The sequence below is a fragment of the Yersinia massiliensis CCUG 53443 genome (assembly GCF_000312485.1).
Classification (GTDB): domain Bacteria; phylum Pseudomonadota; class Gammaproteobacteria; order Enterobacterales; family Enterobacteriaceae; genus Yersinia; species Yersinia massiliensis.
Genome location: NZ_HE997643.1, coordinates 784,077 through 797,281 on the forward strand (window position 1 = coordinate 784,077; position 13,205 = coordinate 797,281).

Genomic DNA, 13,205 nt, shown 5'->3' on the forward strand with positions numbered 1-13,205 from the left:
AGGGGAGTAAAGAATATGGACTTTAGCTTAACCGAAGAGCAAGAGTTATTGCTCGCGAGTATTCGGGAACTGATTACCAGTGATTTCCCGGAAGAGTATTTCAGGACCTGCGACCAAAACGGAACTTATCCCAAAGAATTTATGAGGGCGTTATCGGACAGTGGTATTTCCTTACTGGGTGTTCCTGAAGAATATAATGGCATCCCAGCAGATTACGTGACGCAAATGTTGGCCTTAATGGAAGTTTCAAAATGCGGTGCACCGGCATTTTTGATAACGAATGGGCAGTGTATTCACAGTATGCTGCGATTCGGTTCGCCAGAACAATTAAAGAAAACGGCAGAAAGTACACTTGCCACTGGTGACCCTGCCTACGCATTAGCCCTGACCGAACCTGGCGCAGGTTCAGACAATAATAGTGCGACCACCAGTTACACGCGCAAGAACGGCAAAGTGTACCTCAATGGCCAGAAGACCTTCATCACGGGCGCCAAAGAGTATCCGTATATGTTGGTACTGGCTCGTGACCCTGAACCGAAGGATCCGAAAAAGGCATTTACGCTTTGGTGGGTTGAATCTAATAGCCCTGGTATCAAGATTAACCCATTGCGTAAAATCGGTTGGCACATGCTGAGCACTTGCGAAGTCTACCTCGATAATGTCGAAGTGGATGAAAGCGACATGGTCGGAGAGGAAGGTATGGGCTTCCTCAATGTCATGTATAACTTTGAGATGGAGCGGTTAATTAACGCTGCTCGTAGCACTGGTTTTGCTGAGTGTGCTTTTGAGGATGCGGCGAAATATGCCAACCAGCGGATTCAGTTTGGTAAGCCCATTGGGCATAACCAAATGATCCAAGAAAAACTGGCGCTGATGGCCATCAAAATTGAAAACATGCGCAATATGGTGTTAAAAGTGGCTTGGCAAGCTGATATGCATGAATCACTCAGAACCAGTGCTGCATTGTGCAAGTTATATTGTGCTCGTACTGCGTTGGAAGTGATTGATGACGCTATACAGATTATGGGCGGATTGGGTTATACCGATGATGCGCGTGTTTCTCGATTCTGGCGTGATGTGCGCTGCGAGCGTATTGGCGGTGGTACTGACGAGATTATGATTTATATTGCGGGGCGTCAGATCTTGAAAGATTACCAGAATAAATAACGTCATGACTCATCCGTTCACAGGCTTAAATGTGAACGGATGGATTTTATAAGCAGCATTTTTTATTCGTGGAAGTCAGTTTTACCCGTTATTTAATTCAATATCTCAGCGTTTGCGCTGAATTCAGGTTGAGACTCCACGCGATTAAGATCACTCTTAAACTGTTTACGGTATTCCGATGGGGAACAGCCGACGTGCCGAATAAACAGTTTCGTGAAGTGATCGACATTTTCATAGCCGACGAGGAATGAGATTTCATTTAGACAGCGTTCAGTATTGGTCAACGCAAATTTTGCTTCTGTTATCCGCCGCTTAATCACATAGTTGATCGGTGAGATTCGATATTCTTTCGTAAACTCATGGCAGATATAACTGACGCTGGCGCGGAATTTTTTTGCTAATTGGCTTAAAGTGATTTTTTCACGGTAATTATTGTTTAAATAAATCAGAATATCTTTTACCAAAACGTCTTTAATGATATGCCCTGCATTGGTTCGATAGGCATTCTTGAAATTTTCATAAAATATCACTGTCAAAAGATAACCAAAGGCGTCATAGATGGAAGATGAAAAGTTCTCTTTTTTATGGGGCAATAATAGGCTGATTTCATGAATTTCTTTTTTATTTTTAACCGCTGAGACGATAGGGTATGAGTTAGGCTGCATAATCCGGTTTTCTTCCAGCCCATTTATTTTGAAGCCATATACAGCACAAGCATAGGTTGTCGCGGGAGAACTGATATCTGAGGCCAAAGCGTGCAGACAACCACGTTCAATAACAATAATATCGCCAGCCTGAGCAACATAATTTGATGAGTCAATGGTCAGCTTGACGACGCCTTGTTTCACGTAGATCAGCTCAGTTTCGGCCTCATGTATATGATGGCCTGATTCCCAGTTGGGATCATCACTAATAACGTATCTGGCGAGCTTCGGTGTTAACCCATTCTCAAAAATGGTATCGGTATTATTGTCCAAACAACGCTGATACATGGTGACCCCCGCTTTAGTCCTAAGATGCCCCGCAGTCATTAATGTATACCATGAATTTAGCCAGCCAAAACAAGATTGTTTGCCTCCAGTGCAAGATAATATGTGGGCAGAAAAGCAGCTTAAACGCCACACTCACTATCCAAATGTCACGTCTACACATGTTATTTCATCATTTCATTTGACTGATAATATACAAAATGAAAACAGGTTTTTTACATTGCAAAATCAATTTTATTTGTACCATGTTTCTTGAAGGCCACTGTTAAAAAATCACACCTTATAATGATGATGGATATCACAGAATATTGCTGTTATGAAACTTTTCACCTGAACGCCGTTTTTATTTTATTTTTTCTTCATTATCTATCAATGCAGTTAGCGGGAAAGTTAGCGATGCTCACAGTGATAGGCAGAACATGTTTTTTTTGCAAGATAGTTGGTAACTAAAACATATTATCATGTCGTTTTTTTACCCCTGAAATATCAATATATCTCCATCAGCCTTGTATATTTGTTATTGCCGATAGGAGATCTCATGAAAATTATCACCTGCTTCAAGCTAGTGCCAGAAGAACAAGATATTGCCGTCACTGCCGAGCAGACACTCAACTTTGAACGTGCCGATGCCAAAATAAGTCAATTCGATCTCAATGGGATAGAGGCGGCGGTGCAATTATCGGGTGAAGATGGTCAAGTCATGGCACTCAGTGTGGGGGGGAAATTCTTAGATAATACGAAAGTACGGAAAGATGTCTTATCACGTGGCCCCCATGAACTCTATTTAGTTCAAGATGCTGCTTTAGAACGCGCGCTGCCCAATGATACTGCTCAGGTTATTGCCGCTGCGGCGAATAAAATTGGCTTTGATCTGATGTTGTTTGGCGAAGGTTCAGGCGATTTATATGCGCAGCAAGTTGGCCTATTAGTGGGCGAGATGTTGCAAGTTCCCGCGCTTAATGCCGTCAGTAGCATCCAAGTTGTCGACGGTGGCGTATTGATTGAACGCACCTTGGAAGACGAAGTAGAAGTGTTGGTATTACCCCTTCCGGCGGTACTGTGCGTCACCTCAGATATAAATGTTCCCAAAGTGCCTTCAATGAAAGCCATTCTTGGCGCGGGGAAAAAACCGGTCACGCAATGGACGGCCAGCGATATTGGTTGGTCATTGGCGCAACCATATACCGAGCTCTGCCAAATTCGTGTACCGCCACAAGCTGAGCGCAAGCACATTATTTTTGAAAACGACTCACCAGAAACCATTGCAGAATTAGCCGAACACTTGAAAAAAGCGCTGAACTAACCCGTTACGGAGAAAAATGACAATGAGCAAATTAACGAATGTCTGGGTGTTCAGCGACAATCTTGATCGCTACACCGAATTGCTAGCGGGTGCGCGCCAGTGGGGAGCGCAGGTCAACGCCGTGGTACAGAGTGATGACGCGATCGCCGCCGTAAAGCCACTGGGTGCTGATACGCTCTATGTTCTGGCAGAGAAATCTGCGCTGCAGCGTATTGAAAATTATGCTGAAACACTGGTTTCTTTGATAGAAAAACCCTCGGCTTCGTCCTCGCCAACGACCTTGATTTTGCTGCCGGCCACTAAACGTGCGAAAGCCTTAGCCGCCAGATTGGGCGTGTTGCTAGGGGCATCGATTGTGAATGATGTCACGTCTTTATCCGTCAGTGATGAAGGCACCTTTGCCGAGCATCGGATGTACGGGGGGCTAGCGTTTGGTCGGGAGAAAATGCTGACACCTATTGCCATTGTGACCTTGGCACCGGGTGCGGTTGAGCCGATAGCGGCCAATCCAGCGCATGATTGCCCCGTCTATCAGGCCAGCTATGTGACGCCACGTCAGGAAATTTTATGTCAGGAACGTCGTGCGAAATCGCTGAGCAGCGTTGACCTGAGTAAAGCGAAACGTGTGGTTGGTGTCGGGCGTGGTTTGGTCTCTCAATCTGATCTGGATATGGTGCAAGAGTTGGCGACGCTGCTGGGCGCGGAAGTGGGATGTTCACGACCGATTGCCGAAGGGGAGCATTGGATGGAGCGTGAGCGCTATATCGGGGTGTCCGGCGTACTGTTGAAGTCCGATCTCTATTTGACGTTGGGTATTTCGGGGCAGATTCAGCACATGGTGGGCGGTAATGGTGCAAAAACGATAGTTGCCATCAATAAAGACAAGAATGCGCCTATTTTCAAGTATGCCGATTACGGCTTAGTGGGAGACATCTACAAAGTGGTTCCTGCCTTGATTGAACAATTGAATCGTTAACCGCCAGAGCACCTCGCCGCAGACAATCATGGGTGCTGCGGCGGGTAAGGAGCCAAAACAATGTCAGATGAAAAGTTTGATGCCATCGTCGTCGGGGCGGGTGTAGCGGGATGCATTGCTGGCTATGTCATGGCGAAAGCGGGGCTAGATGTGCTGGTGATTGAACGTGGTAATACCGCAGGCAGTAAGAATATGACGGGTGGCCGTCTTTACGCGCACAGTCTGGAGAAAATCATGCCTGGCTTTGCGCAAGAGGCTCCAGTCGAGCGCAAAGTCACCAAGGAAAAGATTTCGTTTCTTACCGATGAAAGCGCCGTGACCTTAGATTTCCATAGCGAACAGCCCGACATTGCGCACAAAGCCTCTTACACCGTCCTGCGTAATCGATTCGATCCTTGGCTGATGGAGAAGGCAGAAGAAGCTGGGGTGCAATTTATCTCTGGCGTTCGGGTCGATGCATTGCTCAGGGAGGGCACTCGCGTCACAGGGGTACAAGCGGGTGAAGACTCGTTGGAAGCCAACATTGTTATTCTGGCCGATGGTGTTAACTCGCTGCTCGGGCGCTCCATTGGCATGGTGCCGCCGCCATCACCTCATCACTATGCCGTCGGGGTCAAGGAGCTTATTGCACTGTCACCCACACAAATAGAAGACCGTTTTAATCTCTCGGCGGGTGAAGGCGCGGCATGGTTGTTTGCGGGTTCACCCTCCAACGGTTTGATGGGGGGCGGGTTCCTATATACCAATCAGGATTCCGTTTCTTTGGGGTTGGTGTGTGGGTTGGCAGATATCGAACATGCGACGAAAAGCGTTCCACAAATGTTGGAGGATTTCAAACAGCACCCTGCGATCCGACCGCTGATCCAAGGCGGAACCTTGTTGGAATACTCAGCACATGTCGTACCAGAAGGGGGGCTGGAGATGGTGCCGCCATTGGTGAGCGACGGTGTGATGATTGTTGGCGATGCCGCAGGGCTGTGCCTGAATCTCGGTTATACCGTGCGCGGTATGGATATGGCGATTGCCTCCGCAGAAGCGGCTGCATTAACCGCCATTGAGGCTAAACAGCAGCAGGATTTTTCTGCTAGCGGGCTAATGAGCTACAAGAAAAAACTGGAGCAAGGCTTCGTGCTACAGGAGATGCATCATTTCCGTAAGATGCCTGCAATGATGGAAAACCCACGGATGTTTACGCAGTACCCTCGCATGATCGCTGACATCATGGTGGATATGTTCATTATCGATGGTAGCCCGAGCAAACCGATACGTAAGAAGATTTTTAATCGCGCGAAGAAGGTGGGGATCATCAATTTGCTGAAGGACGGTATCAAGGGGGCAACGGCGCTATGAACAGTCCAAATAAGGTCAATGTTGATGTCAAATTAGGCATCAATAAATTCCATGTGGATGAGGGTAATCCGCACATTGTTTTGGTTGAAAACCCTGACCGTGAGCAGTTTCGCAAGCTGATAAACGCTTGTCCTGCGGGCCTTTACAAACAAGACGACGCTGGAAATATTCATTTTGACTATGCCGGATGTCTGGAATGCGGCACGTGTCGAGTGCTGTGTGGCGATACGATCCTTGAAAAGTGGGAATACCCTCAGGGTACGTTTGGTGTTGAGTTCCGTTTTGGTTAATCAGCCAGTTGCGGTTAATCAGTGAGATAACACAAATGACGATGACGATTAAAATTAACGAGGCACGCAGGGATGCGTATCGGCAACAAGGCTATTGGGGAGATGCTTCACTGGCTGACTATTGGCATCATTCAGTCCAAGTGGCACCGGATAAAATGGCTGTGCTCGATAATCGAGGCACTTCCTACACCTATGCTGCGATGGATCATGCTGCGGGATGTCTTGCTGCTTATCTCGTGGACTGTGGTATTCAACCCGGTGATAGAGTGGCCTTCCAACTGCCCGGTTGGTGCGAATTTACGCTGATTTATCTGGCCTGTTTGAAAACGGGGGCCGTGTCGGTGCCGCTGCTTCCTGCTTATCGTGAAACTGAACTTATTTGGACTTTGAATAAGAGTCAGGCGCGGATTTTATTTGTCCCGACCCTGTTTAAAAATACGTCGCCGGAAGCGATGGTGACACCGTTGCGCAGCCAACTTCCACATCTACAACAGGTGGTGGCAGTCGATAAATTGGCTCCTGCGACGTTATCACCGTCACTGAGCCAACTATTGCGTGACTATTCCCCGCTGGAAAATTGCGTCAAGGTGCAGGGTGATGCACTGGCGGTGGTGCTGTTTACATCGGGTACGGAGGGGGTGCCGAAAGGCGTCATGCTGGCCCATAACAATGTGCTGTCGAGTGAACGTGCCTATTGTGCAACGCTGAATCTGAATTGGATGGATACCATTTTGATGCCCGCACCATTAGGGCATGCGACCGGTTTTCTTCATGGCGTGACGGCTCCGTTTATCATCGGTGCGCGCAGTGTGCTGTTAGATGTTTTTAATCCGCTAGATTGCCTAACCTTGTTAGAACGAGAAAAGTGCACCTGTGTAATGGGGGCAACACCGTTCGTTTATGACCTATTGTGTACCGTGCAGCAGCAACCTTTTGACCTCTCTTCATTACGATTCTTTTTATGTGGCGGCACCACCATTCCTAAACAAATTACTCGCGATTGCTTACAAGTCGGCATCAAATTGATGAGCGTTTATGGGGCGACAGAGAGTTCGCCACACGCGGTGGTGAAGCTCGATGATCCCTTATCTCGTGTGGTCAATACGGATGGCACGGCGGTCACTGGCGTGGAAATTAAAGTCGTCGATAAAGACCGCCAAACGGTGCCTTATGGTGAAGAGGGCGAAGAAGCATCCCGAGGTCCAAATGTGTTTGTCGGGTATTTGGGCGAACCGGAATTAACCGCCCGCGCACTGGACGAAGAGGGCTGGTATTACAGCGGCGATCTCTGCCGGATGGATGAGGAGGGATACATTAAAATAACGGGCCGGAAGAAAGACATTATTGTGCGTGGCGGTGAGAACATCAGTAGCCGAGAGTTGGAGGAGATCTTGCTTTCACATCCTTTAGTGCGGGATGTCGGCGTCGTGGCCATGCCAGATGACAGACTGGGGGAAAGGGCTTGCGCGTATGTGGTACTGGCTGACCAGCAGCAGCCTTTGACGTTTGCTGCGATGCTCGATTTTTTCCGCAGTAAACGAGTCGCTAAATATAAATACCCAGAGCGGCTAGAGCTGGTGGATAGTTTACCGCGTACTGCATCGGGTAAAATCAAAAAGTTCCAGTTACGCGAGCTGTTGTTGCTAAAATTACAGCAAGAAGAACAGGTTGCTGATGCTATGCACTAAATAATAATGCTCACCCGCACCAAAATATTATCCCAACGTTGAGTTGGGATAATAGCGATTAACGTCGAGCATTCATCACTTAACGACCCACTCGCGCCTGCAATGCAGCCGGATAACGTTCCCCTTGAATACGAACGGTTTCCAATGTAGCGGCAATACTTTGCAAGTCGTTTTCACTTAATACTATCTGAGTTGCATGGAGGTTTTCCTCCAGTCGCGAGAGTTTCGTTGTACCCGGGATGGGCACTATCCAAGGTTTCTGCGCCAATAACCAAGCAAGCGCAATCTGCGCCGGAGTGGCACCTTTTTCGCTGGCAATACCATTGAGTAGCATCACCAACTGTTGGTTTGCATCCAGCGCTTCAGGTGAAAAACGGGGTACTTTGCTTCTGAAATCATCATGACCAAACGTGGTATCTGCTTTGATTGTTCCGGTCAGGAACCCTTTACCCAATGGACTAAAAGGCACAAAACCGATACCCAGTTCCTCAAGCGTTGGCAGGATCTCTTGTTCCGGCTCACGCCACCATAGCGAATATTCACTTTGTAATGCAGTCACCGGCTGAATAGCATGAGCGCGGCGGATGGTCTGCGCGCCCGCCTCTGACAGGCCAAAATGCTTCACTTTCCCTTCCGCGATAAGGTCTTTTACCGTGCCAGCAACATCTTCAATCGGGACATCCGGATCGACACGGTGTTGATACAGCAGGTCGATAACATCCGTTTTCAGCCGTCGGAGAGAACCTTCAACGGCGAGCCGAATATGTGCCGGATGACTGTTTAGAATCTGTTGTTTGTTGTCATCGCCAAAGGTAAAACCAAATTTAGTGGCGATAACCACCTTATCTCGCATGGGTTGCAGTGCTTCACCGACAACCTCTTCGTTGATGTAGGGGCCGTACACTTCTGCCGTATCAAAAAAGGTGACACCACGGTCTACAGCAGCCCGAATTAATTCTATCGCTTGCTTGGTATCAGTCGCAGGACCATAACCAAAACTCAGTCCCATACAGCCTAATCCTAATGCTGAGACTTCAAGCCCCGAATGACCAAGAATACGTTTTTGCATGTGATGCTCTCTGATTTAAGATTTAGCGTGATTAACGATTTACCTTGATTAGCAGGAAAAGAATAGCGCACACAGACTCATATGATTAGGCACAATAATCGGCATGACTTTATTAGTTGAATTCATGAATGGCGTAAAAATTACGCCATTCATGAGGGATTACTGAAGATTTTTCTCTTTTAGGAATTTTGATACCTGATCAGCAATTTCGACGTTATTCAAATCAGAGAACGGGAAGTGAGTGTTTCCTTTGATGCCAATTTCCGGCAAATGAACAACCGTAACATCGCCGCCATGCTTATTCACGACATCCCGCCATTGGCGGGCAACAGCCAGTCTGGCGCGCCAGCTATCTTGTGCTGGCATGGCGGCAGGCTTATCTGGGATGTTGTCACCGTAAATAATCAGAATGGGGATTTTAGTGAGCGCTTTGAATTGCTCTAAAGGGACTGATTCCCCTGTGACAGTGTCGAAAGCATTTTTCATCGGTGGCGGAACTTCACCTTCGGGGAAGACAAAACTGCTACCGGGTTCAAACGCCACAATCCCTTTTACATTGGCGTTTTTTATCGCCGTGAACCAACCCGGGCCTCCACCTTGAGAATGGGTAAATAGGATAGCAGGGCCGCTTTTATCTACGACAGCAGAGAGAGCATCCGAAATGACACCAATATCATAGGGACCAGTATTGGGTGTCATTTGGCGATAATACTGATCTAATGCTTCCTTGTTGTGTGAGAATTGCACGCCATCGAAGAAGTCAGGCCAAACCCCCAGACGGAACTGGTTAAACCATAATTGTTCATCTGGCGTCGGTTTGACTGTGCCCTCTACCATACTGCGACCCGCTTGACCGCGACGGGGTTGATCGACTAGATAAGTCGAGTAGCCGCGGCGCAGGAAAATATTCTGAAATCCCTCCCTGCCATCGGGGGTGCTTTCCCATGTACGAGATGATTGTCCTGCGCCATGGAGCATCACAATGGGATACTGATACGGGTTTTCAGGTATTTGATAAAACACAGCGGCGTGATCGCCGTGATAAGTCTGACCAGCAGGGTCTAGGGGTTTCTTCGGATCAAATTGCCCTGGCGCTGTCGTCATCGTTCCACCTGCGGCAAAACTTCCTTGCGATTGGATGACTAAGGGTTCTGTTGAGGCAGCAACAGCAGGCTGAATGAACAATCCACCTGCTAATAGTCCTCCAGTTAACATACAGGTGGTAAATGTTTTAAGTGAAGTTTTCAACGGTTACTCCTGTTATAAATACGGGGCAGTTATGCAAAATAAATGAGTCATGCATGGCGATATCGACAAAAGAGAGGTGTTGGCTATGGTACTCATTTTAATCAATCGCCCTGTTTTTGCTCAATCTGGGTACTGTTCTTGGGTGACGTGTTCCATCCAGGTCACCGTATTGCCTTCTAACGATTCTGATACGGCAATGTGGGTCATGGGTTCATTCGCGGATGCGCCGTGCCAGTGTTTTACCTGAGGCGGGATCCATACGACGTCACCTGTTTTGATTTGTTGGGCCACACCATCCCATTTTTGTACCCACCCTGTACCCGATGTCACGATGAGTGTCTGGCCAAGAGGATGGGTATGCCATGCTGTCCGAGCGCCCGCATCAAATGAAACAATACCGCCGCCAACACGTGCCGGTGCGCTGCGTTGAAACCGCGAGTCAACTTTTGCTGTACCGGTAAAGTTTTTGGGTGCGCCGATGGTCGTGGGCGGTGAGCCTGACGGTGTGACGGTGATATCATCCTGAGTCGCAGCAGTGACTTGTGTTGTTGGCAACAACAGGGTCGCCAGCGCGATAAGCAATGTTTTCATATTCAATCAATCCGTTAATGTGAGTACGCTCAATCAATGAGATGAAGTGAAGATCACCTTAAGTTTACGTGATGATTGATGTCACTATGCTGACTGCTCACTGACATGACTGTCAGAATGAGGGCTACATTTAGGTTCATCACTGGGCGCGTTATCGGTGGGCTTGCTCAGGGCAAGGGTAAAGCCAAAGGTATTAATCCCGTTATTGCTGCTGGCAAACACATCACCTCGATGCATTATTGCCACGGCCCTGACGATAGAAAGCCCTAATCCATGATGAGTGGCACTGTGTGTGCGGGCAGTATCCGCGCGATAAAAACGCTCAAATAAACGTGTGAGATGCTCTGCGGCAATAGGTTCGCCTACGTTAGTCACAGCAATGGACGCGAAATTATTTTCGCGGGTGAGCGTCACGGTGACGGTACTGCCATCGATCGCATGACGGGCACTGTTCTCCAGTAGATTTGCCAGTGAACGGTGGAACAATCGGCGATCAATTTGAGCAGAAATATCCCCATTCACCTGAATAACGAGGTTTTTCTCGGCAAATGAGGGTTCGACATATTCAGTAGTCTTATAGCTTTCTTCTCGAAGTGAAACTTCCGTTAATTGGATCGCATGATCGCCCGCCTGAGCATGAGATAGAAACAGCATATCGTTGACGATAGACGTCATCCGCTCGAGTTCCTCCAAATTTGAGGCCAACAAATCCTCAAGCTCGCTAATCTCGCGGGTTCGCGATAAACCCAGTTGTGTTTGTCCCATCAGATTCGTTAGCGGCGTTCTTAATTCATGTGCAACGTCGGCATTAAAGCTCTCAAGTTGTTGCCAGGCGATCGCTTGCCGCTCAAGTACCCCGTTGAAGGCGATAGCGAGTTTTTGCAACTCATCTGGCAGTGTTGCGGTATCCAAGCGTTGCCCGTGATCCCCTGGTGCGAGATGGTGGGCTTGCTCGCTGAGTTTGTTAACCGGACGCATACCGATTCGAGCAATGACAAATCCCAACAGCGCGATCAAAAAGACACCAATGATGGCAATAATCACCAGCGTGCGAGTAAATTCATTCAGCGTCCCCATATAGGGCGTGGAATCGATCGCGACGACGTAGCGCAGTGCGGGGCGTTCACCTTCGGCAGGGATTTCTGCCACAAAGATAAATAATGAACATGAATCCTCTGTTGCACCGGGAACTTTGCTAAACCCACTTTTCAGTGAACCCCACTGAACGCCAATGGGGGGAGGGCCCCCAATCTGAAGCTGGGGGTTATCACTGAGTAGCCAGTATTGCACTCGTCCCCCTTCCGCAGTCGCCAAATCGGTAAATTTGCTCGACAGTGTTTGCCAGCCATCCAAGGTGGTGCGCGAAAGGATCCACGGAGCCATGAGCGATTCCCTGAACCGCAATTCGTTATGCATTTGCTTTTGCAATGAATCATGCAGAGAACTTCTTAGCACAATACCAACGGCTGAAATGATCAGAACAGAAGCAAGGGCGAACATCAGTGCCAACCGTACTGAAATAGAGCGTTTGATCATGGGGTTGCCCTCCCTTTAATCTGCTGCTCAGGGCGGGTTTCTAAGACATATCCCATGCCTCGTACGGTATGCAGCAACTTGACTGGGTAGGGCGTATCCATTTTGGCGCGTAAGCGTTTTATCGCCACCTCGACGACATTAGCATCACTGTCAAAATTCATGTCCCAGACCTGTTCCGCAATCATCATTTTTGACAGGATCTCGCCCTGATGTCGGGCTAACAGGCTGAGCAGAGCAAATTCTTTTGCGGTGAGTTCAAGACGTTCACCTGCTCGTGTGACGCGTCTTGCCAATAAGTCGAGATGCAGATCGCTGATCGATAACTGAGTGACATCCGCGCCATCGCTGGGGCGGCGACGGAGCAACGCTTGTATACGGGCAACTAACTCAATCAGTGAAAAGGGTTTTGGCAGATAATCATCTGCACCAAGCCGCAATCCTTTGACGCGCTCATCGACAGAACCGCGAGCAGATAACATCAACACGGGGGTTTGTTTACTGGCTCGAAGTCCCTCAAGCACGCCGTAACCATCCATGCTGGGCAGCATCACATCCAATACAATTGCATCATATTCGTATTCGAGGGCCAGATATAATCCGTCCATACCATTAGCAGCAACATCGACAGTAAACCCCAGTTCGCTGAGTGCGCGATTGATATAGGAAGATGTTTTTTCTTCATCTTCAACCAAGAGCAGTCGCATGTTTGTCACTCCTTTAATAGCACGATGGGTCATAAACGTCTTATTACCTTCATTCTAACGGAACAGGCCTAACAGCTCGCTGACATTTTCCTGACAATTTTGTCAGGAAAGTTATTTAGCTGACTGACAAAAAGCTATTTAGCTAACGGACAAAAGCTATTTAGCTAACTGACAGAAATGTTATCCGCTGGTCATGCTGATGTCAGTCAATCCTCCTTAGACTATTTGAAAGTCTGAGTTCCCTTAATATAATTAAGCGGAATGTTTAGATAATTATCTGTTTATTCTAAATAT

Annotated in this window: 12 protein-coding genes; 6 read left to right on the top strand and 6 right to left on the bottom strand. The window is 48.0% G+C overall.

Features of this window, described 5'->3' with window-relative positions:
• Nucleotides 1-15 precede the first annotated feature (15 nt).
• Entirely contained in the window at nt 16-1,167 is a 1,152-nt protein-coding gene (locus tag BN68_RS03505) for an acyl-CoA dehydrogenase (protein ID WP_019209766.1), read from the top strand.
• A 92-nt stretch (nt 1,168-1,259) separates the two neighbouring features.
• Here BN68_RS03505 and BN68_RS03510 read toward each other — a convergent pair whose 3' ends face one another.
• Entirely contained in the window at nt 1,260-2,159 is a 900-nt protein-coding gene (locus tag BN68_RS03510) for an AraC family transcriptional regulator (RefSeq protein WP_019209767.1), read from the bottom strand.
• Between the two features lie 535 nt (nt 2,160-2,694).
• On the opposite strand from BN68_RS03510, the gene BN68_RS03515 reads away from it, so the two are divergent.
• The 5 genes from BN68_RS03515 to fadK are packed head-to-tail and all read left to right on the top strand — an operon-like array spanning nt 2,695 to nt 7,763.
• On the top strand, nt 2,695-3,459 hold the full coding sequence (locus tag BN68_RS03515) for an electron transfer flavoprotein (RefSeq protein WP_019209768.1): 765 nt from the start codon (nt 2,695-2,697) through the stop codon (nt 3,457-3,459).
• 22 nt (nt 3,460-3,481) lie between these two features.
• Complete coding sequence (locus BN68_RS03520) at nt 3,482-4,435, top strand: electron transfer flavoprotein subunit alpha (protein ID WP_019209769.1); 954 nt, start codon at nt 3,482-3,484, stop codon at nt 4,433-4,435.
• A gap of 60 nt (nt 4,436-4,495) precedes the next feature.
• Entirely contained in the window at nt 4,496-5,785 is a 1,290-nt protein-coding gene (locus BN68_RS03525) for an FAD-dependent oxidoreductase (protein WP_019209770.1), read from the top strand.
• Nucleotides 5,782-6,075, top strand: a complete 294-nt coding sequence (locus tag BN68_RS03530) for a ferredoxin ydiT (protein WP_019209771.1) — start codon at nt 5,782-5,784, stop codon at nt 6,073-6,075. The genes BN68_RS03525 and BN68_RS03530 overlap by 4 nt, the downstream gene beginning before the upstream one ends.
• Before the next feature lie 35 nt (nt 6,076-6,110).
• Nucleotides 6,111-7,763: a medium-chain fatty-acid--CoA ligase gene (fadK, locus tag BN68_RS03535; RefSeq protein WP_019209772.1), complete on the top strand. Its 1,653-nt coding sequence runs from the start codon at nt 6,111-6,113 to the stop codon at nt 7,761-7,763.
• Nucleotides 7,764-7,842: 79 nt separating this feature from the next.
• On the opposite strand, the gene BN68_RS03540 is transcribed toward fadK, so the two are convergent.
• The 5 genes from BN68_RS03540 to BN68_RS03560 form a co-directional block, all read right to left on the bottom strand.
• On the bottom strand, nt 7,843-8,832 hold the full coding sequence (locus BN68_RS03540; RefSeq protein WP_019209773.1) for an aldo/keto reductase: 990 nt from the start codon (nt 8,830-8,832) through the stop codon (nt 7,843-7,845).
• Nucleotides 8,833-8,991: 159 nt separating this feature from the next.
• Nucleotides 8,992-10,080, bottom strand: coding sequence for an alpha/beta hydrolase (locus BN68_RS03545; protein WP_019209774.1), 1,089 nt, complete (start codon nt 10,078-10,080; stop codon nt 8,992-8,994).
• Nucleotides 10,081-10,200: 120 nt separating this feature from the next.
• Nucleotides 10,201-10,671, bottom strand: a complete 471-nt coding sequence (locus BN68_RS03550; RefSeq protein ID WP_019209775.1) for a (R)-mandelonitrile lyase — start codon at nt 10,669-10,671, stop codon at nt 10,201-10,203.
• A gap of 84 nt (nt 10,672-10,755) precedes the next feature.
• Entirely contained in the window at nt 10,756-12,207 is a 1,452-nt protein-coding gene (locus BN68_RS03555) for a heavy metal sensor histidine kinase (protein WP_019209776.1), read from the bottom strand.
• Complete coding sequence (locus BN68_RS03560; RefSeq protein WP_019209777.1) at nt 12,204-12,911, bottom strand: heavy metal response regulator transcription factor; 708 nt, start codon at nt 12,909-12,911, stop codon at nt 12,204-12,206. The genes BN68_RS03555 and BN68_RS03560 overlap by 4 nt, the downstream gene beginning before the upstream one ends.
• Nucleotides 12,912-13,205 lie beyond the last annotated feature (294 nt).